Origin of the sequence: Pseudomonas sp. S37, from assembly GCF_016658545.1 — a bacterium.
In the GTDB taxonomy this organism is placed as follows: Bacteria; Pseudomonadota; Gammaproteobacteria; order Pseudomonadales; family Pseudomonadaceae; genus Aquipseudomonas.
The window spans coordinates 1-22028 of record NZ_JACVZC010000009.1 but is presented as its reverse complement, the minus strand read 5'-3'; the positions used below and the strand labels follow the sequence as shown (position 1 = coordinate 22028).

General features: G+C 63.3%; 19 protein-coding genes. 12 read left to right on the top strand and 7 right to left on the bottom strand.

Annotation, left to right across the window (positions count from 1 at the left end):
- Window positions 1–6: 6 nt before the first annotated feature.
- From gcvP to IAE39_RS05550, 5 genes are all read left to right on the top strand, one after another.
- Window positions 7–2862 carry an aminomethyl-transferring glycine dehydrogenase gene (gene gcvP, locus IAE39_RS05570; protein WP_201200090.1) on the top strand — a complete coding sequence of 952 codons (2856 nt, stop codon included), beginning with the start codon at window positions 7–9 and terminating at the stop codon, window positions 2860–2862.
- Window positions 2863–3012: 150 nt separating this feature from the next.
- Window positions 3013–4389, top strand: a complete 1377-nt coding sequence (locus tag IAE39_RS05565; RefSeq protein ID WP_201200089.1) for an L-serine ammonia-lyase — start codon at window positions 3013–3015, stop codon at window positions 4387–4389.
- A gap of 27 nt (window positions 4390–4416) precedes the next feature.
- On the top strand, window positions 4417–5538 hold the full coding sequence (gcvT, locus tag IAE39_RS05560) for a glycine cleavage system aminomethyltransferase GcvT (RefSeq protein WP_201200088.1): 1122 nt from the start codon (window positions 4417–4419) through the stop codon (window positions 5536–5538).
- A 358-nt stretch (window positions 5539–5896) separates the two neighbouring features.
- Window positions 5897–6109 (top strand): cold-shock protein, encoded by a 213-nt coding sequence (locus IAE39_RS05555; protein WP_201200087.1) that lies wholly within the window; start codon window positions 5897–5899, stop codon window positions 6107–6109.
- Window positions 6110–6199: 90 nt separating this feature from the next.
- A complete protein-coding gene (locus IAE39_RS05550; protein WP_201200086.1) occupies window positions 6200–6688 on the top strand; it encodes an RDD family protein in 489 nt (162 codons plus the stop codon).
- A 183-nt stretch (window positions 6689–6871) separates the two neighbouring features.
- Here IAE39_RS05550 and lptG read toward each other — a convergent pair whose 3' ends face one another.
- On the bottom strand, window positions 6872–7933 hold the full coding sequence (gene lptG / locus IAE39_RS05545; protein WP_201200085.1) for an LPS export ABC transporter permease LptG: 1062 nt from the start codon (window positions 7931–7933) through the stop codon (window positions 6872–6874).
- On the bottom strand, window positions 7926–9041 hold the full coding sequence (lptF, locus tag IAE39_RS05540; RefSeq protein WP_201200083.1) for an LPS export ABC transporter permease LptF: 1116 nt from the start codon (window positions 9039–9041) through the stop codon (window positions 7926–7928). Before lptF ends, lptG begins: the two co-directional genes overlap by 8 nt.
- 301 nt (window positions 9042–9342) lie before the next feature.
- Here lptF and IAE39_RS05535 point away from each other — a divergent pair, with 301 nt between their 5' ends.
- The 5 genes from IAE39_RS05535 to rlmF all read left to right on the top strand — a co-directional run bounded on the left by IAE39_RS05535 (window position 9343) and on the right by rlmF (window position 15856).
- Window positions 9343–10836: a leucyl aminopeptidase gene (locus tag IAE39_RS05535; RefSeq protein WP_201200082.1), complete on the top strand. Its 1494-nt coding sequence runs from the start codon at window positions 9343–9345 to the stop codon at window positions 10834–10836.
- Window positions 10837–10886: 50 nt separating this feature from the next.
- The gene (locus tag IAE39_RS05530; RefSeq protein ID WP_201200080.1) at window positions 10887–11315 is read left to right on the top strand and encodes a DNA polymerase III subunit chi; all 429 of its coding nucleotides are present in this window, start codon (window positions 10887–10889) and stop codon (window positions 11313–11315) included.
- Between the two features lie 5 nt (window positions 11316–11320).
- Window positions 11321–11686: a DNA polymerase III subunit chi gene (locus IAE39_RS05525; RefSeq protein ID WP_201200078.1), complete on the top strand. Its 366-nt coding sequence runs from the start codon at window positions 11321–11323 to the stop codon at window positions 11684–11686.
- 209 nt (window positions 11687–11895) lie between these two features.
- A complete protein-coding gene (locus IAE39_RS05520; protein WP_201200076.1) occupies window positions 11896–14742 on the top strand; it encodes a valine--tRNA ligase in 2847 nt (948 codons plus the stop codon).
- 163 nt (window positions 14743–14905) lie between these two features.
- Window positions 14906–15856 (top strand): 23S rRNA (adenine(1618)-N(6))-methyltransferase RlmF, encoded by a 951-nt coding sequence (rlmF, locus tag IAE39_RS05515; RefSeq protein ID WP_201200068.1) that lies wholly within the window; start codon window positions 14906–14908, stop codon window positions 15854–15856.
- 50 nt (window positions 15857–15906) lie between these two features.
- Here the strand turns inward: rlmF and IAE39_RS05510 are convergent, their stop codons facing one another.
- Complete coding sequence (locus IAE39_RS05510; RefSeq protein ID WP_003255106.1) at window positions 15907–16188, bottom strand: HU family DNA-binding protein; 282 nt, start codon at window positions 16186–16188, stop codon at window positions 15907–15909.
- A 370-nt stretch (window positions 16189–16558) separates the two neighbouring features.
- On the opposite strand from IAE39_RS05510, the gene yejK reads away from it, so the two are divergent.
- Window positions 16559–17566 carry a nucleoid-associated protein YejK gene (yejK, locus tag IAE39_RS05505; protein ID WP_201200066.1) on the top strand — a complete coding sequence of 336 codons (1008 nt, stop codon included), beginning with the start codon at window positions 16559–16561 and terminating at the stop codon, window positions 17564–17566.
- Window positions 17567–17678: 112 nt separating this feature from the next.
- On the opposite strand, the gene IAE39_RS05500 is transcribed toward yejK, so the two are convergent.
- The 4 genes from IAE39_RS05500 to IAE39_RS05485 all read right to left on the bottom strand — a co-directional run bounded on the left by IAE39_RS05500 (window position 17679) and on the right by IAE39_RS05485 (window position 20560).
- Entirely contained in the window at window positions 17679–17969 is a 291-nt protein-coding gene (locus IAE39_RS05500) for a GIY-YIG nuclease family protein (RefSeq protein WP_201200064.1), read from the bottom strand.
- Window positions 17962–18438 carry a nuclear transport factor 2 family protein gene (locus IAE39_RS05495; protein WP_201200062.1) on the bottom strand — a complete coding sequence of 159 codons (477 nt, stop codon included), beginning with the start codon at window positions 18436–18438 and terminating at the stop codon, window positions 17962–17964. The genes IAE39_RS05500 and IAE39_RS05495 overlap by 8 nt, the downstream gene beginning before the upstream one ends.
- 177 nt (window positions 18439–18615) lie before the next feature.
- Window positions 18616–19896, bottom strand: coding sequence for a CynX/NimT family MFS transporter (locus tag IAE39_RS05490; RefSeq protein ID WP_201200060.1), 1281 nt, complete (start codon window positions 19894–19896; stop codon window positions 18616–18618).
- A 13-nt stretch (window positions 19897–19909) separates the two neighbouring features.
- On the bottom strand, window positions 19910–20560 hold the full coding sequence (locus IAE39_RS05485) for a FadR/GntR family transcriptional regulator (RefSeq protein ID WP_201200058.1): 651 nt from the start codon (window positions 20558–20560) through the stop codon (window positions 19910–19912).
- A gap of 138 nt (window positions 20561–20698) precedes the next feature.
- On the opposite strand from IAE39_RS05485, the gene IAE39_RS05480 reads away from it, so the two are divergent.
- The gene (locus IAE39_RS05480; RefSeq protein WP_201200056.1) at window positions 20699–21895 is read left to right on the top strand and encodes an alkaline phosphatase family protein; all 1197 of its coding nucleotides are present in this window, start codon (window positions 20699–20701) and stop codon (window positions 21893–21895) included.
- Window positions 21896–22028: the final 133 nt, after the last annotated feature.

Sequence of the window (22028 nt, the reverse complement as noted above, 5' to 3'; positions counted from 1 at the left end):
CCCGCCATGACCATCAACCTCGGCACCGCCAACGAATTCATTGCCCGCCACATCGGCCCGCGCACCGCGGACGAGCAGGCCATGCTTGCCGCCCTCGGCTTCGACTCGCTGGAAGCCATGACCGCTGCGGTCATCCCCGACAGCATCAAAGGCACCAGCGTACTCGGTTCGCACGACGGCCAGAGTGAAGCCGATGCACTGGCCGCACTCAAGACCATCGCCGGCAAGAACCAGCTGTTCAAGAGCTACATCGGCCAGGGGTACTACAACACCCACACCCCGGCGCCGATCCTGCGCAACCTGCTGGAAAACCCGGCCTGGTACACCGCCTACACCCCGTACCAGCCAGAAATTTCCCAGGGCCGCCTGGAAGCGCTGCTGAACTTCCAGACCCTGATCAGCGACCTGACTGGCCTGCCGATCGCCAACGCATCCTTGCTCGACGAAGCTACCGCTGCCGCCGAGGCCATGACCTTCTGCAAGCGCCTGTCGAAAAACAAGGCCAGCCACGCGTTCTTCGCCTCGGTACATTGCCACCCGCAAACCCTCGACGTGCTGCGCACCCGTGCCGAGCCGCTGGGCATCGAAGTGGTAGTCGGCGACGAACGCGAGGTGGGCGATGTCAGCGCCTTCTTCGGCGCGCTGCTGCAGTACCCGGCCAGCAACGGTGACGTGTTCGACTACCGCGAGGTGGTACAGCGCTTCCACGCCGCCAACGCGCTGGTTGCCGTGGCTGCCGACCTGCTGGCCCTGACCCTGCTGACCCCACCGGGCGAATTCGAGGCCGACGTGGCCATCGGCAGCGCCCAGCGCTTTGGCGTGCCACTGGGCTTCGGCGGCCCGCACGCGGCGTACTTCGCTACCCGTGACGCGTTCAAGCGCGACATGCCAGGCCGCCTGGTCGGCGTGTCGATCGACCGTTTTGGCAAGACTGCCCTGCGCCTGGCCATGCAAACGCGTGAGCAGCACATCCGCCGCGAAAAGGCCACCAGCAACATCTGCACCGCCCAGGTGCTGCTGGCCAACATCGCCAGCATGTTCGCCGTGTACCACGGCCCGGCCGGCCTCAAGCGCATTGCCGAGCGCACCCATGCGCTGACCGCGATCCTGGCCGCCGGCCTGAAAGCGCTGGGCGTTCAGGTGGCGGGCAGCAGTGCCTTCGATACCCTGACCCTGGCCACCGGCACCCGCACCGCCAGCCTGCATGACCAGGCTCGCGCCCAAGGCATCAACCTGCGCCAGGTCGACGCCGCCCACCTGGGCCTGTCGCTGGACGAAACCAGCAGCCAGGCTGACGTCGAGGCCCTGTGGCAGCTGTTCGCTGGCGACCAGGCCCAGCCTGACTTCGCCGCTTTGGCCGCCACCACCGGTTCGCTGCTGCCTGCCGCCCTGCTGCGCCAGTCGGCCATCCTCGAGCACCCGGTGTTCAACCGCTACCACAGCGAAACCGAACTGATGCGCTACCTGCGCCGCCTGGCCGACAAGGACCTGGCGCTGGACCGCAGCATGATCCCGCTGGGCTCGTGCACCATGAAGCTGAACGCTGCCAGCGAAATGATCCCGGTCACCTGGGCCGAGTTCGGCAACCTCCACCCGTTCGCCCCGGCCGAGCAGAGCCAGGGCTACCTGCAGATGACCACCGAGCTGGAAGCCATGCTCTGCGCCGCTACCGGCTATGACGCCGTGTCACTACAACCCAACGCCGGTTCGCAAGGCGAGTACGCAGGGCTCTTGGCCATCCGTGCCTACCACCGCAGCCGTGGCGAAGGCCACCGTGACATCTGCCTGATCCCGTCGTCGGCCCACGGCACCAACCCGGCCACCGCGAACATGGCCGGCATGCGTGTGGTGGTCACGGCCTGTGACGCCCGCGGCAACGTCGATGTCGAGGACCTGCGCGCCAAGGCCATCGAGCACCGCGAGCGCCTGGCCGCAATCATGATCACCTACCCGTCCACCCACGGTGTGTTCGAGGAAGCGATCGGCGAGATCTGCGCGATCATTCACGACAACGGTGGCCAGGTGTACATCGACGGCGCCAACATGAACGCCATGGTCGGCCTGTGCGCCCCGGGCAAGTTCGGCGGCGACGTTTCCCACCTGAACCTGCACAAGACCTTCTGCATCCCGCACGGCGGTGGTGGCCCGGGCGTCGGCCCGATTGGCGTCAAGTCGCACCTGGCGCCGTTCCTGCCAGGCCATGCGCAGCTGGAAAACACCCAGGGCGCGGTGTGCGCTGCGCCATTCGGTAGCGCCAGCATCCTGCCGATTACCTGGATGTACATCCGCATGATGGGCGGTGCCGGCCTCAAGCGTGCCTCGCAAATGGCGATCCTCAACGCCAACTACATCGCCCGCCGCCTGGAAGAGCACTATCCTGTCCTGTATACCGGCGGCAATGGCCTGGTGGCCCACGAGTGCATCCTCGACCTGCGCCCGCTGAAGGACACCAGCGGCATCAGCGTCGACGACGTGGCCAAGCGCCTGATCGACTTCGGTTTCCATGCCCCGACCATGTCCTTCCCGGTGGCCGGCACGCTGATGATCGAACCGACCGAAAGTGAGTCCAAGGAAGAACTGGACCGGTTCTGCAACGCGATGATCCAGATCCGCGAAGAAATCCGCGCGGTCGAGAACGGTAGCCTGGACAAGGACGACAACCCGCTGAAAAACGCCCCGCACACTGCGGCCGAGCTGGTTGGCGAATGGGCCCACGGCTACAGCCGCGAGCAGGCGGTGTACCCGCTGCCGAGCCTGGTGGAAGGCAAGTACTGGCCACCGGTCGGCCGGGTCGACAACGTGTTCGGCGACCGCAACCTGGTGTGCGCCTGCCCGTCGATCGAGAGCTATCAGGACGCCTGATAGCCCCTCCCCGCCACCTCCCCTTGGGTGGCGGGCTCTGTGTAGGAGCGGGTTTAACCGCGAATGCAATGGTGGCGTTACCGCCGCATTCGCGGGTAAACCCGCTCCCACAGGGTCCCACCAACCTGAAGAGCCGGTTTGGAGGTCACCATGTCACTCAGCGTCTTCGACCTGTTCAAGATCGGCATCGGCCCCTCCAGTTCACACACGGTCGGCCCGATGCGCGCCGCGGCGCGGTTTGCCGAAGGCCTGCGGCGTGACGGCCTGCTGGCCCGCACTGCCAGCGTCAAGGCCGAGCTGTATGGCTCGCTGGGGGCTACCGGCAAGGGCCACGGCAGTGACAAAGCCGTGTTACTGGGCCTTGAAGGCGAACACCCCGACGTCATCGACACCGACAGCATCCCCGCCCGCCTGCAGGCCATCCGCGACAGCGGCCGCATCAACCTGCTCGGCGAGCACAGCATTGCCTTCATCGAAAAGCAGCACCTGGCAATGATCCGCAAGCCGCTGGACTACCACCCCAACGGCATGATCTTCCGCGCCTTCGACGACGCCGGCCTGCAAATCCGCAGCCGCGAGTACTACTCGGTGGGCGGCGGTTTCGTCGTCGACGAGGACGCCGCCGGCCACGACCGCATCGTCGAGGACAGCACCGTGCTGGCCTACCCGTTCAAGACCGCCAAGGAACTGCTCGGCCACTGCACCGCGCAAAACCTGTCGGTGAGCCAGGTGATGCTGGCCAACGAGGCGGCGTGGCGCCCGGAAGCCGAAACACGCGCCGGGCTGCTGCGCATCTGGCAAGTGATGCAGGATTGCGTCGAAGCCGGTTGCCAGCATGAAGGCATCCTGCCCGGCGGCCTCAAGGTCAAGCGCCGGGCACCGGCCCTGTATCGCCAGCTGAGCCGCCACCCGGAAGCCAGCCTGCGTGATGCGCTATCGGTGCTTGACTGGGTCAACCTCTACGCCTTGGCGGTGAACGAGGAAAACGCCTACGGCGGGCGGGTGGTTACCGCACCCACCAACGGCGCCGCAGGCATCGTCCCGGCGGTGTTGCACTACTACATGCGCTTCGTACCGGGCGCCAGCGACGACGGGGTGGTGCGCTTTCTGCTCACCGCCGCAGCCATCGGCATCCTGTACAAGGAAAATGCCTCCATCTCTGGCGCCGAGGTGGGCTGCCAGGGCGAGGTGGGTGTGGCCTGCTCGATGGCCGCCGGGGCGCTGTGCGAAGTGATGGGCGGTAGCGTGCAGCAGGTCGAGAACGCCGCTGAAATCGGCATGGAACACAACCTGGGCCTGACCTGCGACCCGATCGGCGGGCTGGTCCAGGTGCCGTGCATCGAGCGCAACGCCATGGGTTCGGTGAAGGCGATCAACGCGGTTCGCATGGCCTTGCGCGGCGACGGGCAGCACTTCGTGTCGCTCGACAAGGTCATCCGCACCATGCGCCAGACCGGCGCTGACATGAAAAGCAAATACAAAGAGACCGCCCGTGGCGGCCTGGCTGTCAACATCATCGAATGTTGACCCTACAACAACAGCAAGGAGTCACCGATGTCCGAAACACTGCTCAAGACCCCACTGCATGCCCTGCACCTGGAACTGGGTGCGCGCATGGTGCCGTTCGCTGGCTACGACATGCCGGTGCAGTACCCGCTGGGCGTGCTCAAGGAGCACCTGCACACCCGCGAGCAGGCCGGCCTGTTCGATGTCTCGCACATGGGCCAGATCATCCTGCGCGGCGCCGACGCGGCCAAGGCCCTGGAAAGCCTGGTGCCGGTGGACATCATCGACTTGCCGGTGGGCATGCAGCGCTACGCCATGTTCACCAATGAGCAAGGCGGCATCCTTGACGACCTGATGGTCGCCAACCTGGGCGACGACACGCTGTTTCTGGTGGTCAACGCTGCCTGCAAGGACCAGGACCTGGCCCACCTGCAAAAGCACATCGGCAACCGCTGCGAAATACAGCCGCTGTTTGAGGAGCGTGCCCTGCTGGCCCTGCAAGGCCTGGCGGCAGTCAAGGTACTGGAGCGCCTGGCCCCGGAAGTGGCCGGCATGACCTTCATGCAGTTCCGCCCGGTGAAACTGCTGGGTGAAGACTGCTTCGTCAGCCGCTCGGGCTACACCGGCGAAGACGGCTACGAGATCTCGGTCCCGGCCCACGCAGCCGACGCCCTCGCGCGCCGCCTGCTGGCCGAGCCGGAGGTGCAGCCGATTGGCCTGGGCGCTCGCGATTCGCTGCGCCTGGAAGCGGGCCTGTGCCTGTATGGCCACGACATGAACAGCGAGACCACGCCGATCGAAGCCAGCCTGCTGTGGGCCATTTCCAAGGTCCGCCGCGCCGACGGCGAACGTGCCGCCGGTTTCCCGGGCGCCGAAGCAATCTTTGCTCACCAGCGCGACGGTGTCGCACGCAAACGTGTGGGCCTGTTGCCGCAAGAGCGCACCCCCGTGCGTGAAGGTGCGGACATTGTCGATGCCAACGATAAACCGGTCGGCAAAGTGTGCAGTGGTGGTTTTGGCCCGACACTCGGCGCACCTGTTGCAATGGGTTATATCGATAGTGAACATGCCGCAGTCGACACCGCGCTGTTTGCCGTGGTGCGCGGCAAGAAGGTTGCCTTGAAAGTCAGCAAAATGCCTTTCGTAGCACAACGTTACTACCGGGGTTGAAACAGCTTTGTGAAGGTTTTGGGCAGGCGCCACATATTCGTTTTCGAACCTGCCCAATAACTTTTGAACATGGCGCCAGGCCAGGCGCCATGCCGTTTCCGACAAAGCGGTCGGTTATCGGCAAACGGCCGGTTTTCCATACGACCAAGGGCTTGTTTTTCGCTCGGGAGTTGGCGTACATTCACTGCACTGTGTTTGCATGGGTCGCAACAGTTCGTGACCTGGGCCAGTAGCCGAGAGTTGCTACAACCCGTTCGACGTCTCTTACTTTCCTGCAAAACAGCCCAGTAATCTTTCGCTTACAAAAAAGTGCGAAAGTAACTGTCATCAAAATTTAAGCTCCATAGGAAATAAGACAATGGCTGAGCGTCAGAACGGTACCGTCAAGTGGTTCAATGACGAAAAAGGTTACGGCTTCATCACCCCAGAAAGCGGTCCGGATCTGTTCGTGCACTTCCGCGCTATCGAAGGCAACGGCTTCAAGAGCCTGAAAGAAGGCCAGAAAGTCAGCTTCGAAGCAGTCCAGGGCCAGAAAGGCCAGCAGGCTGACAAGGTTCAGGTCATCGCCTAAGCGAATACCAGACACCCAAAAGCCCCTGCCAAGTGCAGGGGCTTTTTTTTGCCCGTAGAATAGCGGCTTCGATTTCTGGAGCTGTCCTGCATGACCAAGCCTCTGCTCACACCCCAGGGTGAATTTCCGCCGGTCGGCCTGGGCCGGCGCCTGGCGGCGATGTTCTATGACTTTTTGTTGTGCACGGCGCTGCTGATCGTGACCGCCGGCGCCTACAAGATGATCCAGATGGCGATCATCGGCGAAGCACGCATGCGCGAGCTGACCGAGGCCGGTGCGCTGGATGGCGACCCGCTGCTGTCGACGGTATTGCTGTTTGCCTTGTTCGGTTTCTTTGCCAAGTTCTGGACCCATGGCGGGCAGACCTTGGGCATGCAGGTGTGGGGCGTGAGAGTACAGAACGCCGATGGCTCGGCCATCAGCCTGTGGCAGGCGCTGCTGCGCTTTGTGGTGTCGATCGCGTCGTGGCTGTGTTTGGGGCTGGGGTTCTTCTGGGTACTGATCGACAAGCGCAAGCGTGGCTGGCATGACATTTATTCGGAAAGCCAGTTGGTGCGGGTGCCGAAGCAGAAGAAATAAGCTGGGGATTTGTTTTGCCTTTGAGGGCCTCTTCGCGGGTGAACCCGCTCCCACAGGTACAGCACAGGGTTCGAAATCCATGCGATCCCTGTGGGAGCGGGTTTACCCGCGAATAGGCCCGCACAGGTTAACACCCATGAAAAAGCCGACCCTGAGGTCGGCTTCCTTGTGCAGCTCAGGCCATCAACCTGCCCTACGCAACAACCACACACCGGCCAACGCACAGATACCCGCCGGGATCACCACCGCCAGCAATGGCGGGAAGCCGAACACCTGGCTCGAAGGCCCGAGCAGGTCCTGCCCGATACGGAACACGAAGCCCACCAGCACACCGGTGAACACGCGCTGGCCAAGGGTCACCGAACGCAGCGGACCAAAGATGAATGAAATCGCCATCAGCACCAGTGCCGCAGTAACCATCGGTTGCAGCACCTTGGTCCAGAATGCCAGCCAGTAACGGGCGTTGTTCAGGCCCTGATCGGACAGGTAGTGGATGTAGTCCCACAACCCGGTAATCGACAGCGACTCCGGCGCCAGGATCACGGTATTGAGCAACTGCGGGGTCAGCGATACATCCCAGCGCTCGCTCGGGGCCTTCACCACCTCGGTGTGGTCACCGCGGAAGAAGGTGGTGCTGACATCGCTGAGCAACCAGTGATCGTCATTGTACTGGGCACGACGGGCAAAACTGGATGTCTGGATCTTGCGCTCGCTGTCGAAGCGGTAGCGGGTTACCCCCAGCAACAGGCCGTTGGGCTGCACGGCGTTGATGTGCACGAACTCCTCGCCCTGGCGGTGCCACATACCACGCTTGGAACTCTGCGCCTCACCACCGCCCTGGGCCAGGGAACGGTCGGCCTGGGCTTTGTTCTCGGTCACCGGAGCCACGTACTCGCCGATCAGCAGGCCAACCAGCATCAGTACCAGCATCGGTTTCATCACCGCCCAGACAATGCGGCCGATGGAAACCCCGGCGGCACGCATGATGGTCAGTTCACTGCTGCTGGCCAGGCTGCCCAGGCCAATCAGGCAGCCGATCAGCGCGGCCATCGGTAGCATGTCGTACAAGCGCCGCGGTGCGGTCAGCAGCACGTAGTTGCCCGCTTCCATCACCGTGTAGGTGTCACTCAGGTCGCTCATCTCGTCGATGAAGGCGAACAGCGAAGCCAGGCCGAGGATGATGCCCAGCACGGCCAGGATGGCCAGCAGCACGCTCTGGCCGATGTAGCGGTCGAGCTTAGCCATGGGCCACCTCCGCACGGCGGGCGGCGCGCTTGAGGCGCAAAGGTTCCCAGTACATCAGGCCAAGGCCGATCAGCAGGAACAGGCCGTGGACCCACCACATGCCCAAGGCAATCGGCAGCTTGCCCTTCTCGAGGGCGCCGCGCACGGAAATCAGCATTGTCAGGTAAGCCATGTACAGAAGAATTGCCGGCAGCAGCTTGAGGAAGCGGCCCTGGCGCGGGTTGACCCGGGACAGTGGCACCGCCAGCAGCGTTACCACGAACACCAGGATGGGCAGCGACAGCCGCCATTGCAGCTCGGCGCGCTCGCGCAGGTCGGTCTTGCCGAACAGGTCGAGGGTCGGGATGGCTTCGCGCTCGGTGACTTCCTCGGCGACTTCCGGCTTGGGCAGCAGCACGCCATAGGTATCGTACTTGATCGCACGGTAATCGGCCTGGCCAGGGTTACCGTCGTAGCGATAGCCGTTTTCCAGCACCAGGTAGCGGTTACCATCGGCCTGGATTTCCTGGTGGCCCTTTTCGGCGACCAGCACCGACGGCGCACGGTCCTTGGTTTTATCCTGGTTGAAGCGTTTTTCGGAGATGAACACGCCCCCGAGCTTGACGCGGTCGTCCGACAGCTGCTCGGTGTAGGTCACCCGCGAACCGTCGCGCAAGGTCTGGAAACGGCCCGGCACCAGCGTGTCGAACTCGGTCAGGGTGTCCTGCTGGGCGATGATCTGCTGCACCTGGGCCACGCCCAGCGGTGCCAGGCTCAGGCTCAGCCAGGCCACCAGCAGGGCAACCAGTGCGGCCGGGGCCATGGTCAGGCCCAGCAGGCGCTGCTGGCTCATGCCGGTGGCCGACAGCACGGTCATCTCGCTTTCCAGGTAAAGGCGCCCGTAAGCCAGGAGAATGCCGAGGAACAGACCCAAGGGCAGGATCAGCTGCAGGAAGCCCGGCAGGCGGAAGCCCATGATCAGGAACAATACCCCCGGGTCGAGCACGCCCTGGGCGGCCTGGGCCAGGTACTTGATGAAGCGCCCGCTCATGATGATCACCAGCAGCACGGCGCTGACGGCGCTCAAGGTCACCAGGACCTCGCGGGACAGATAACGAAAGACGATCAAACCAGACACTCCTGGGTTGCCAAGGCGGACTGCCATGAAATGGCGCCAAACAATGACTTAGTACATCCAAGACCAATGCCGGTTCGCCAAAGGCGAACCTCCATGTAAAGTGCGCGCATTATCCTGTGATTGACTGCCCCTGTCACTTGGCCGCGCATGAAGGTGCACAACGGGGTTGTCAGCACGCTTGCCGCAGGCTCAAACTGGCTGCTTTTCCGCTGGCACGCGTCGACGCGGCCAGGCCCGTCCAGAGCGCTGGAGCACACAGCGCCATACGTATCGATCATTCGGGGACCCTGACATGGAACTGGTTGTAAAAAGCGTAGCCGCTGCATCCGTAAAAACCGCCACTCTGGTCATTCCGGTAGGTGAAAGCCGCAAACTTGGCGCAGTTGCCAAGGCCGTCGACCAGGCCAGCGAAGGCGCCATCAGTGCGGTACTCAAGCGCGGCGACCTGGCCGGTAAGCCAGGCCAGACCCTGCTGCTGCAGAACCTTGCGGGCCTGAAGGCCGAGCGCGTGCTGCTGGTAGGCAGCGGCAAGGACGAGGCCCTGGGCGACCGCGCCTGGCGCAAGCTGGTCGCCAGCGTCGCCGGCGTGCTCAAGGGCCTGAATGGCGCGGACGCCGTGCTGGCCCTGGACGATATCGCTGTCAGCAACCGCGATGCCCATTACGGCAAATACCGCCTGCTGGCCGAAACCCTGCAAGACGGCGAATATGTGTTCGACCGCTACAAGAGCCAGAAAGCCGAGCCACGCGCCCTGAAAAAAGTGACCCTGCTGGTGGACAAGGCCGGCCAGGCCGAAGTCGAACGCGCGGTCAAGCACGCCAGCGCCATCGCCACCGGCATGGCCTTCACCCGCGACCTCGGCAACCTGCCGCCCAACGTGTGCCACCCAAGCTTCCTCGCCGAGCAGGCCAAGGACCTGGGCAAAGCCCACAAGGCGCTGAAGGTTGAAGTGCTGGACGAGAAGAAGATCAAGGACCTGGGCATGGGTGCGTTCTACGCCGTGGGCCAGGGCAGCGACCAACCGCCACGCCTGATCGTGCTCAACTACCAGGGCGGCAAGAAGGCCGACAAGCCGTTCGTGCTGGTGGGCAAGGGCATCACTTTCGACACCGGCGGCATCAGCCTCAAGCCTGGCGCCGGCATGGACGAAATGAAGTACGACATGTGCGGTGCCGCCAGCGTACTGGGCACCCTGCGTGCCGTGCTCGAACTGCAACTGCCGATCAACCTGGTGTGCCTGCTGGCCTGTGCCGAGAACATGCCGAGCGGCGGCGCCACCCGCCCGGGTGACATCGTCACCACCATGAGCGGCCAGACTGTGGAAATCCTCAACACCGACGCCGAAGGCCGCCTGGTGCTGTGCGACACCCTGACCTACGCCGAGCGCTTCAAGCCACAGGCAGTGATCGATATCGCCACCCTGACCGGCGCCTGCATCGTTGCCCTGGGCAGCCACACTACCGGCCTGATGGGCAACAACGACGACCTGGTGGGCCAGTTGCTCGACGCCGGCAAGCGCGCTGACGACCGCGCCTGGCAGCTGCCGCTGTTCGATGAATACCAGGAGCAGCTGGACAGCCCGTTTGCCGACATGGGCAACATCGGTGGGCCGAAGGCCGGCACCATTACCGCCGGTTGCTTCCTGTCGCGCTTCGCCAAGGCCTACAACTGGGCGCACATGGACATCGCCGGTACCGCCTGGATCAGCGGCGGCAAGGACAAGGGCGCCACTGGCCGCCCGGTCCCGCTGCTGACCCAGTACCTGCTGGACCGCGCCGGCGCCTGACGCCGTGATGCCGGCGGTGTCTTGCGCACCGCCGGCCGGCGATACCGATCATGAGCAAAGTCGACTTCTACATACTGCCAACCGACTCGCTGTCGGCGCGGCTCGATTTCGCCTGCAAGCTGTGCGAGAAGGCCTGGCGCCTCGGCCACCGGGTCTATCTGCATTGCCAGGACGCCGAGCAGCGCAACGAGCTGGACCTGCGCCTGTGGCGTTTCAAGGGCGAAGCCTTCGTACCCCACGACCTGGCCGAGGTGCATGCCGATGCTGGCGTGGCCCTGGGCCTGGCTGACAATGCCGGCGACCACCATGACCTGCTGATCAACCTGGGTGCCGGTGTGCCGGGCTTTGTCGGCCAGTTCGAACGGGTGGCGGAAATTGTCGTCGAGGAGCCCGGCATTCGCCAATCGGCCCGAGAGCGATTCCGTTTCTACCGCGAACAGGGCTATGCTCTGCAAGACCACCGCTTACAGCGACTTTGACGACGATGGACAAGCACTCTCCCCTGCCCGACTCCGCCCATCTGCTCGACGACCTTGAGTCGATCCGCCAGTTGCTGGGCGACGCCGACCTGCAACCACCGCTGCTGACCGAAACGGTGGAGCAAATCCCGTTATTGCTCGACGAGCCCGCCGGCAACCCCGCGCCTGCTGCGGCACCTGCAGCGGCCCTGCCCGATGAAGACCCGCAAACGCGCCGCCAGGACACCCTGCTGCACCTGGAAAGCGAACTGCGTGCTGCTGCGCAAATGATCATGCAGGACGTGATCAACGATTTTACCCCGCATATCGAGAACGAGATCAAGCGCCGGCTGGATGCGCGGATCGAGCGGTTGATCAAACGTTCGGAGTAATACCGGACATCGCTGTTGCCTGCTTCGCGGGTAAACCCGCTCCCACAGGATCACCACTGGCCTGAAGGCGGTACTTCACCTGTAGGAGCGGGTTTACCCGCGAAGAGGCCATGCCTGCCCTGCCAGATAGCAGCAGCTTGTCGCCTGCGGCCCCCAGCTTGGTTATACTTCCCGGCTTTCCCGAATAAATGCACAGGGTCCCGCCGCGCATGGATAAGACCTACCAGCCGCACGCTATCGAAACTTCCTGGTACAACACCTGGGAGTCCGAGAACTATTTCGCCCCACAAGGTGCAGGCGAGTCCTACACCATCATGATCCCGCCGCCGAACGTGACCGGCAGCCTGCACATGGGCCACGGGTTCAACAACGCGATCATGGACGCCCTGATCCGTTTCCGCCGCATGCAAGGCCGCGATACCCTGTGGCAGCCAGGTACCGACCACGCGGGTATCGCCACGCAGATGCTGGTGGAACGCCAGCTCGAAGCCAAGGGCCAGAACCGCCATGACCTGGGCCGCGAACAGTTCCTGGAAAAGGTCTGGGAATGGAAGGATCAGTCGGGTGGCAACATCAGCCGCCAGATCCGCCGCCTGGGCTCGTCGGTAGACTGGAGCCGCGAGCGCTTCACCATGGATGACGGCCTGTCCGAAGCGGTCAAGGAAGCCTTCGTGCGCCTGCATGAAGACGGCCTGATCTACCGCGGCAAGCGCCTGGTCAACTGGGACACCAAGCTGCACACGGCCATTTCCGACCTGGAAGTGGAGAACCACGACGAGAAGGGCCACCTGTGGAACCTGCGCTACCCGCTGGCCGACGGCGCCAAGACCGCCGAAGGCCAGGACTACCTGGTAGTTGCCACCACCCGTCCGGAAACCCTGCTGGGTGATGCCGCCGTTGCGGTAAACCCGAACGACGAGCGCTACCAGGCCCTGATCGGCAAGTTCGTCGAACTGCCGCTGGTCGGCCGCCGCATCCCGATCATCGCCGACGACTACTGCGACCCGGCGTTCGGTACCGGCTGCGTGAAGATTACCCCGGCCCACGACTTCAACGACTACGAAGTCGGCAAGCGCCATAACCTGCCACTGCTGAACATCTTCGACAAGAACGCCTTCGTGCTGGCCAGCGCCCAGGCCTTCAACCTCGACGGCAGCGTCAACGAGCAGGTCGACACCCAGCTGCCGGCCCAGTACGCCAACCTCGACCGCTTTGTCGCGCGCAAGCAGATCGTTGCCGACCTGGACGCCCAGGGCCTGCTGGTCAGCATCGACGACCACGCGCTGAAAGTGCCGAAGGGCGACCGCTCCGGCACCATCATCGAGCCGTGGCTGACCGACCAGTGGTACGTCTCCACCAAGCCGCTGGCAGAACCTGCCATCGCCGCCGTGGAAGACGGCCGCATCCAGTTCGTGCCCAAGCAGTACGAAAACATGTACTTCTCCTGGATGCGCGATATCCAGGACTGGTGCATCAGCCGACAGTTGTGGTGGGGCCACCGCATCCCGGCGTGGTACGACGAGGCCGGCCAGGTCTACGTTGGCCGCAACGAGGAAGAAGTGCGCGCCAAACACAAGCTGGGCGCCGATGTGGTCCTGCGCCAGGACGACGACGTACTCGACACCTGGTTCAGTTCGGGCCTGTGGACCTTCTCCACCCTGGGCTGGCCGGAGCAGACCGAATTCCTCAAGAAGTTCCACTCCACCGACGTACTGGTGACGGGCTTCGACATCATCTTCTTCTGGGTTGCGCGCATGATCATGCTGACCATGCACCTGATCAAGAACGAGGACGGTACCCCGCAGGTACCGTTCAAGACCGTTTACGTACACGGCCTGGTGCGTGACGGCCAGGGCCAGAAGATGTCCAAGTCCAAGGGCAACGTGCTCGACCCGCTGGACATCGTCGACGGCATCACACTCGACGCCCTGCTGGAAAAGCGCACCAGCGGCATGATGCAGCCCAAGCTTGCCGAGAAGATCGCCAAGCAGACCAAGGCCGAGTTCCCCGAAGGTATCGCCAGCTACGGCACCGACGCCCTGCGCTTCACCTTCTGCTCGCTGGCCTCGACTGGCCGTGACATCAAGTTCGACATGGGCCGCGTCGAAGGCTACCGCAACTTCTGCAACAAGATCTGGAACGCCGCCCGCTACGTGCTGGACAAGGGCGAGGACTGCGGCCAGAACGGCGAAGCCTACGAGCTGTCGCTGGCTGACCGCTGGATCATCTCGCAACTGCAGCGTACCGAAGCCGAAGTGACCCGCCAGCTGGAGCAGTTCCGCTTCGACCTGGCCAGCCAGGCACTGTACGAGTTCATCTGGAACCAGTACTGCGACTGGTACCTGGAGCTGTCCAAGCCAGTACTGTGGGACGAAAACGCCCCGGTCGAGCGCGCCCGTGGCACCCGCCGCACCCTGGTGCGCGTGCTGGAAGTGGCACTGCGCCTGGCGCACCCGTTCATGCCGTTCATTACCGAAGAAATCTGGCAGCGCATCGCGCCGCTGGCCGGTATCAACGGCAAGACCATCATGCTGCAGCCATGGCCGGTGGCCGTTGAGGCGCGCATCGACGCCGCTGCCGAAGGTGACATCGAGTGGCTGAAAGAGCTGATGGTCGGCCTGCGCAACATCCGCGCCGAGATGAACATCGGCCCGGGCAAGCCGCTGCCGCTGTTCCTGAAGAACGCCAACGCCGAAGACCAGCGCCGCCTGCAGGAAAACGAAGCCCTGCTGAAGAAGCTGGCCAAGGTCGAGTCGTTCACGGTACTGAGCGACGCCGACGAGGCGCCGCTTTCGGCCACCGCCCTGGTGGGTGACCTGCAAGTGCTGGTGCCGATGGCCGGGCTGATCGACAAGGATGCCGAGCTGGCGCGCCTGAACAAGGAAATCCAGCGCCTGCAGGGTGAAGTCGCACGCGTGGGTGGCAAGCTGTCCAACGCCGCCTTCGTCGACAAGGCCCCGCCTGCGGTGATCGAGAAGGAACGCGCCAAGCTGGCCGAGTCCGAACAGGCCCTGGCCAACTTCACCGAGCAGCATGCGCGGATTGCAGCGCTGTAACAACCTGATAGACCGTTGGGGCCGCTGTGCGGCCCTTTCGCGACACAAGGCCGCTCCTACAGGGACGGCGCCGGTTTGACAGGCGCCGCTATCCTGTAGGAGCGGCCTTGTGTCGCGATAGGGCTGCAAAGCAGCCCCACGGCCTGCAACACCGGATCCGACCATGACCGAAAAACCCACCCTGCACCCGCGCAACCGCCACCAGGGCCGCTACGACTTCCCCAGCCTGATCAAGGCCCACCCGGACCTGGCGCGCTTCACCATCACCAACCCCCACGGCAAACCCAGCATCGACTTCGCCAACCCCGAAGCCGTGCGGGTGTTCAACCGTGCCCTGCTCAAGGCCCAGTACGGCATCCAGCACTGGGACATCCCCGCCGACTACCTGTGCCCACCCATTCCCGGCCGCGCCGACTACATCCACGTAGCCGCCGACCTGCTGGCAACAGACAATGCCGACGAAGTCCCCAAGGGCGCGCAGGTGCGTGCGCTGGACATCGGTGTGGGCGCCAACTGCATCTACCCGTTGTTGGGCCACAGCGACTACCGCTGGCGCTTCCTCGGCTCAGATATCGACCCGGTAGCCCTGGCTTCGGCCAAGGCAATCGTCCAGGCCAATGGCCTGGGCAAGGCCATCACCCTGCGCCAGCAGGCCAACCGGGCACACATCCTCAGTGGGCTGCTGCAGGAGGGCGAACGCTTCGACCTGACCCTGTGCAACCCGCCCTTCCATGCCTCACGCGACGAAGCCACCCGCGGCAGCCAGCGCAAATGGAAGAACCTTGGCAAGCAGGACCCCAAGCGCAAGCTGCCGGTGCTGAACTTCGGGGGCCAGAACAACGAACTGTGGTGCGAGGGCGGCGAAATCCGCTTTGTCACCCAACTGGTCGGCGAAAGCGTGCAGTACGCCGGGCAAATACTGTGGTTCACCAGCCTGGTGTCCAAGGCCAGCAACCTGCCGGGGATCGAAGCCGCGCTGAAGAAGGCCGGCTCCAAGGCCGTGCGCATTATCGAAATGGGCCAAGGGCAAAAGCAGAGCCGCATGGTCGCCTGGAGCTTCCACGACGATGCAGCGCGCCAGGCCTGGCACGCCCAGCGTAAATCACAGGCATGAAAAAACCGCGCCCGGGCAAGCCGGGCGCGGTTTCGTCAAAGCTTCAACAATTACTTGTTGATGGCGTCGGTCAGCACTTTGGCTGGAACGAACTTGACGACTTTCTTGGCAGCGATTTCGATGGCAGCGCCAGTCGAAGGGTTGCGGCCGGTACGGGCAGGACGCTCGGAGACTTTCAGCTTGCCGATGCCTGGCAGGGTGATTTCAGCGCCGTTTTCCAGTTGGTCGGCAACGATCTGGCCCAGTTGCTCCAGAGCGTTCTTGGCGGTGGCTTTTGGCGCGGCGATCGATTCGGCGATGTCGGCAATCAGTTGGTCTTTGGTCAATGCCATGGTGGTGTTCCTTCCCTATCAAATTCGATGGTTATGCAGCGAACTACGACGTTATCGGGCCAGCCCCTTGAAGTGGAGGGCCGCGCCAATCGCGTATGTAGATACGTAAATCGGCGTTTGGTTCGACACGACGACAGCAAGCTGCCAGCAATGCGCCACACGAGGGGCACAAGACCGCGCAAAGCTACCACAGGAATGGATAAATATCCGCTGCGCACTTCGATTTAATGCAGGTTTTTCGGGGGTTTTAGCTTAAAACGCACAAAACTGAACAAAAAACGAACAACCGGCATTTCTGCCAACATCCGGCCACTGCACCACCTGGTGTCTGGGTTAAACTTGCCAACTTTTGCAGCTCGCCGAGAATTCCATGCCAATCCGACATTGCATCGTTCACCTGATCGACAAAAAGCCCGATGGCAGCCCCGCCGTACTGCATGCCCGTGACTCCGAACTGGCCGCTTCCGACGCCATCGAAAACCTGTTGGCCGACCTCAACGACAGCTATAACGCCAAGCAAGGCAAGGCCTGGGGCTTTTTCCACGGTGAGTCTGGTGCCTACCCGCTGAGCGGCTGGCTGAAGCAGTACCTGGATGCCGAAAAAGACTTCACTGCCTTCAGCCGCACTGCCGTCGAGCACCTGCAGAAGCTGATGGAAGAGTCCAACCTGTCCACTGGCGGCCACATCCTCTTTGCCCACTACCAGCAAGGCATGACGGAGTACCTGGCGATCGCCCTGCTGCACCACAGCGAAGGCGTGGCGGTAAACGCCGAACTCGACGTCACCCCTTCCCGCCACCTCGACCTTGGCCAGCTGCACCTGGCGGCGCGCATCAACTTGTCGGAGTGGAAGAACAACCAGAACTCCAAGCAGTACATTTCGTTCATCAAGGGCAAGAACGGCAAGAAGGTTTCGGATTATTTCCGCGACTTCATCGGCTGCCAGGAAGGCGTCGATGGCCCTGGCGAGACCCGCACCCTGCTCAAGGCCTTCAGCGACTTCGTCGAGAGCGAAGACTTGCCCGAAGAGTCAGCCCGCGAAAAGACCCAGACCCTGGTCGACTACGCCACCACCCAGACCAAGCTGGGCGAGCCGGTGACGCTGGAAGAGCTGTCCAGCCTGATCGACGAGGACCGGCCCAAGGCGTTCTACGACCACATTCGCAACAAGGACTACGGCCTGTCGCCGGAAATCCCGGCGGACAAACGCACCCTCAACCAGTTCCGCCGCTTTACCGGGCGCGCCGAGGGGCTGTCGATCAGCTTTGAGGCGCACTTGCTGGGGGACAAGGTGGAGTATGACGAGGAAGCCGGGACCTTGATCATCAAAGGGCTGCCGACCACCCTGGTGGACCAGTTGAAGCGGCGCAAGGATTAATAACCTCAGAGCCCTGTGGGAGCGGGTTTACCCGCGAAAGACACCACGCGGTGCATGGCACCGGCTTCGCCGGTGTTCGCGGGTAAACCCGCTCCCACATGGCCCACCAACATCAGGCTGGACTGCCTTGAAAAGAGGCCACCAGCGCCTCCTTCGCCGACTTGCGCAGCCGTTTCACCAAACGCTCCTGGCGCAAAGCCTCGCCCTTGTCCGGCCACTGCTCCACATAAACCAGCGCCTGCGCCGGGCTGGTCTTGAAATAGCGCGCCCCCTGCCCTTTCTGATGTGCCACGAAACGCCGCTGCGGGTCATCGCTGATGCCGCAATACAACGAACCATTGGCCGCCCTTACCAGGTAGACGTACCAAGGCTTGCCGACAACCACTTCGACGACTTCACTCACCCCGGGCCTGCTGGAACGCACGTAGCCCCTTGAATGCCTGCAAGCGCACCTTGTTCTGCACCAGCGGCGACCAGCCCAGCAATACACCTGGCATACCCAACGCCTGCCGCGACCAGCGCCACAGGTCGAAGGTATCGTCATGCTGGCAGATCAGCCCATCACGAATGACGAAGCGCGCCTGGATGTCGTTGACCACCACCCGGCCGGTCTGGCTGAACAGGTAGGTCGCCACCCAGTGCGCAGCGCCACCGCGCTCATCGGCGCGGACATTGTCGAACGACAGGGTGAAATCCTTTGCACGGGTAGTGAGCATCCGCCACATGTCGCCCGCATCCCGGCCGCGCAGGGTGCCGAACACCGGGTCACTGAAAACGATGTCGTCGCTGTAGCAGGCGATCATCGCCTCGGCGTCCAGGCGCTGGAAGGCCTGGTAAAAGCGCGTGATCAGGTCGCGGTTGGCATCGCTCATTGGGCTGGTCCGTCCTAGGGTAGAAAGCAGCACGATAATCTGCCCCGGGTGCATATGCCAGTACCGGCCTCTTCGCGGGCTCGCCCGCTCCCACAGGGACCGCACAAACTTTGAATCTGTGGTGATCCTGTGGGAGCGGGCTTGCCCGCGAAGAGGCCGGTACTGCCACCACCAGTCTCAGACTTTTTCGCTACTCACCTGCACATGCAAAGCCCGACCGGCCCCAAGCCCGAACACAATGGCGCCCACCCCTAGCACAGCAAAGATCCACCCCACTGCCGCCCAGCCGCCAGTCAGGTCATGTACCAGCCCCACCGCAAACGGCCCCATCGACGCCAGGGTATAACCTACCCCTTGGGCCATGCTCGACAGGTTCGCCGCCACGTGCGCGTCCTTCGAGCGCAGTACGATCAAGGTCAGTGCCAGGGCAAAGGTGCCGCCCTGCCCCAGGCCCAGCACCACCGCCCAGCCCCACAGCCCGGAAAGCGGTGCGTACAGGCAGCCAAACAGCCCTGCCAGGGTGATCAGCATGACCACCACGATCGCCAGGCGCTGGTCCTTGCCGCGAGTGGCAAGCCAGGGCGCGCTGAGCGCGCTGACCAATTGCACGATCACCGATCCCGACAGCACCAGGCCCGCCTCGGTCGGGCTCAGGCCACGCCCGATCAGGATCGAAGGCAACCAGCCAAAGACGATGTAGGCCAGCGACGACTGCAGCCCCATGTACAGCGTCACCTGCCAGGCCAGCGGGTCACGCCACAAGCCGCGCACGCGGTAAGCCACCTTGTGCAGGCCATGCCCCTGGCGGGCCTGCGGCAGCCACACCAGCATGGCCAGCACGGCCGGCAGCACCCAGAAGCCCAGCCCCAGAGCCCAGCTTCCATCGAAATGCCGGGCCAACGGTACGGTGGCACCTGCCGCCATCGCTGCCCCCAGGCAAAGTGCCATGGTGTACACGCCAGTCAGCGTGCCCGCATGCCGGGGGAAATCGCGCTTGACGATACCCGGCAACAACACACCGATAATGCCGATACTGGCCCCCGCCATCAGGCTGCCAAGGAACACCCCGGCAACGCCAAAGCTGCTGCGCAGCACAATGCCCAGCGCCAGGATGACGAGGATGCCAACGATCACCCGTTCGCTGCCAAAACGCCTTGCCAGCATCGGCGCCAACGGCGCAAACAGCCCCAGGCACAACACCGGCAAGGTGGTCAGCAAGCCGGCTTGCGAGGCATTGAGCCCCAGGCTTTCGGACACCTGGCCCAGCACCGGCGCCATGCTTGAAAGCGCCGGCCGCAGGTTCAGCGCCACCAGCACCAGGCCGAGCAACAGCAGCCAGGGGCGGCGCAGTTGCACGGGCTGTTGCTGGACTTGCTCGTCGTCAGCTTCGGCGTCGATCAGCAACTCATCGAGGTCTCGCTCGTGCGACGGGGTGTTACGGGTGATGGATTCAGCCATGGCCTTCTCGGGTTCAGGATTCGATGAGGGTACGGCTCAGGCGTTTGGCCCGCTCCGCGTCGCGTTGCTCGATCGCGTTCAGGATCTGCCCATGCAGGTCGAACGTGGCCTGACAGCGTGGCACGGTCGCCATGTTGTGCTGCAGCGCCGCCGCCACCACGCCAGAGAAATAGCGGTACAGCTCGCTAAGCGCGGGGTTGTGCGCGGCATCGACCAGCCGCTGGTGAAACACCAGGTCGCACGTTACATAGGTGTCGATATCCCCATGAAAGTGCCCGGCACTGCCGGCCAGCGCATCTCGCAGCCCTTGCAGGTCGGCTTCGGTACGCCGCAACGCAGCCAGGCCAATGGCCTCGGTTTCAAGAATGTGGCGTGTTTCACGGGCCTGCTCGGCGCTACAGCGGGACATTGCCTGCACTGCTTGCAGTGGGTCCTGGGCGGTACGCAGGTAGCTGCCGTCACCCTGGCGTATCTCTACCAGGCCGCTGAAAGCCAGCACACGCATGGCCTCGCGCACGGTGTTGCGGCTAATGCCCAGCTGCAGGGCCAGTTCCGGCTCGGTGGGCAGGCGCTGACCGACCTGCCAATCGCCCAGCACGATACGCTCGCGCATGCGCTCAACCGCCAATTCAACCAAGGAGCGCTTGGTCAGCTCTGTACTCATTCGACTCAACCAATCATCCGATGAATTCATGCAGCTTACCGGATGACAAGCGACGCCGTAAACCACCTGTCATTTCTGCCAGTTGTTGGCAACGCGCTTTGTTGCAACGCTCGTGGCGTACTTCAAGGATGCCTCTACATGCGACTAGCGAGCCTGCTGTTACTGCTGTTCCTGGCCTTGCTGCCGGGGTGTGATCCCACTCAACCTCCACGCCGGCCCAAGGCCTTGTTCATCGGCCTGGACGGGGTGCAGCTCGAGCAATACCTGAAACTGGGCGACGCCACCCAGCTGAAACAACGCCTTTACCATGGCAAGGCGTACGCGGGGGGTGTCAACGGCAAAGCCAGTGAGCAGGCCACATTGAGCGCCCCCGGCTGGGTCACCTTGCTGACAGGTGTATGGAGCGACAAACACGGCGTTGTTTCAGACGCCGAGTCGCTGCGTGCCAACCCGGCGTTTCCCAGCCTGTTCAAACGCCTGCGCCTGGCACTGCCCAATGCCTACCTCTCCAGCATCGTCAACTGGCCCCCCATCAACACGGCCTATCTGCTGGAGGATGCGCATGGTGCCGACGTACGCGAGAGTGGGTTGTCCGATGAGCAGGTGATTGAACGTACATTGCAGATCCTTGGCAACACGCCCGCCGACTTTACCTTCATTCAACTGGACGAACCTGATCAGATCGGCCACCGGGAGGGTTATGGCGAAGGCGGCAACAGCCCCTATCTGCAGGCCTTGCGCAAGGCCGACAGCGAGATCGGTCGGCTACTGGACAAAGTGGAGCAAAGACGCCGCATGTTTCCACTGGAGGACTGGCTGGTAATCGTCAGCACCGATCATGGCCGCGACTACTGGGGCAAGGGCCATGGCAGCGCTTCGGAGCAGGAAAAAACCATTTTCATTGCCAGCAACAAACCGATGAACAAGGAGCTGACCAAGCCGAGCATTCCCGCGGAAATGCCTGGGCCCGACAACCTGTACGGGCTGCCCGCACAGACCTCGGTGGCACCCACCATCCTGCGCCACATGGGCCTCAAGCTGCAGCCGGACTGGCTGCTGGACGGCACACCCTTGCTAGGTGATACCGGCGTGCGCAAGGCGCGGGCCGATGAGAGCAAAGGGCGGCTGCGCTGGAACAGCGAGGCCAATGGTTACCTGACGATACTGAAAAACGGGCATGTGGTTGCCCAGGTAGCAGCCAGGGACGGGCAGTGGACAGACCCGGACGGGATGGCGCAGCAGAACGATTACGTGCTGGTGCTTGATGGTACGCCGGCAGCGGTGCGCAACAGGCCGGCCGCCAAGGCATTTGTCATAGAGGAAAGCAGCTATTAAGCGGGACGCGCTTTTTGTAGGAGCGGCCTTGTGTCGCGAACGGGCCGCGCAGCGGCCCCAGTATTTCAGCGTTAAGGCAAAAATTGCTGGGGCCGCTTTGCGGCCCTTTCGCGACACAAGGCCGCTCCTACAA

Excerpts from the sequence above, each read along its gene's own strand:
- IAE39_RS05525 (WP_201200078.1), top strand. The coding sequence starts at position 11,321 with ATGGACAAGCACTCTCCCCTGCCCGACTCCGCCCATCTGCTCGACGAC.
- rlmF (WP_201200068.1), top strand. The coding sequence starts at position 14,906 with ATGACCGAAAAACCCACCCTGCACCCGCGCAACCGCCACCAGGGCCGC.
- IAE39_RS05485 (WP_201200058.1), bottom strand. The coding sequence starts at position 20,560 with ATGAGTACAGAGCTGACCAAGCGCTCCTTGGTTGAATTGGCGGTTGAG.
- IAE39_RS05510 (WP_003255106.1), bottom strand. The coding sequence starts at position 16,188 with ATGGCATTGACCAAAGACCAACTGATTGCCGACATCGCCGAATCGATC.
- gcvP (WP_201200090.1), top strand. The coding sequence starts at position 7 with ATGACCATCAACCTCGGCACCGCCAACGAATTCATTGCCCGCCACATC.
- IAE39_RS05520 (WP_201200076.1), top strand. The coding sequence starts at position 11,896 with ATGGATAAGACCTACCAGCCGCACGCTATCGAAACTTCCTGGTACAAC.
- IAE39_RS05565 (WP_201200089.1), top strand. The coding sequence starts at position 3,013 with ATGTCACTCAGCGTCTTCGACCTGTTCAAGATCGGCATCGGCCCCTCC.
- IAE39_RS05550 (WP_201200086.1), top strand. The coding sequence starts at position 6,200 with ATGACCAAGCCTCTGCTCACACCCCAGGGTGAATTTCCGCCGGTCGGC.
- yejK (WP_201200066.1), top strand. The coding sequence starts at position 16,559 with ATGCCAATCCGACATTGCATCGTTCACCTGATCGACAAAAAGCCCGAT.
- IAE39_RS05480 (WP_201200056.1), top strand. The coding sequence starts at position 20,699 with ATGCGACTAGCGAGCCTGCTGTTACTGCTGTTCCTGGCCTTGCTGCCG.
- lptG (WP_201200085.1), bottom strand. The coding sequence starts at position 7,933 with ATGGCTAAGCTCGACCGCTACATCGGCCAGAGCGTGCTGCTGGCCATC.
- gcvT (WP_201200088.1), top strand. The coding sequence starts at position 4,417 with ATGTCCGAAACACTGCTCAAGACCCCACTGCATGCCCTGCACCTGGAA.
- IAE39_RS05555 (WP_201200087.1), top strand. The coding sequence starts at position 5,897 with ATGGCTGAGCGTCAGAACGGTACCGTCAAGTGGTTCAATGACGAAAAA.
- IAE39_RS05530 (WP_201200080.1), top strand. The coding sequence starts at position 10,887 with ATGAGCAAAGTCGACTTCTACATACTGCCAACCGACTCGCTGTCGGCG.
- IAE39_RS05490 (WP_201200060.1), bottom strand. The coding sequence starts at position 19,896 with ATGGCTGAATCCATCACCCGTAACACCCCGTCGCACGAGCGAGACCTC.
- IAE39_RS05535 (WP_201200082.1), top strand. The coding sequence starts at position 9,343 with ATGGAACTGGTTGTAAAAAGCGTAGCCGCTGCATCCGTAAAAACCGCC.
- IAE39_RS05495 (WP_201200062.1), bottom strand. The coding sequence starts at position 18,438 with ATGAGCGATGCCAACCGCGACCTGATCACGCGCTTTTACCAGGCCTTC.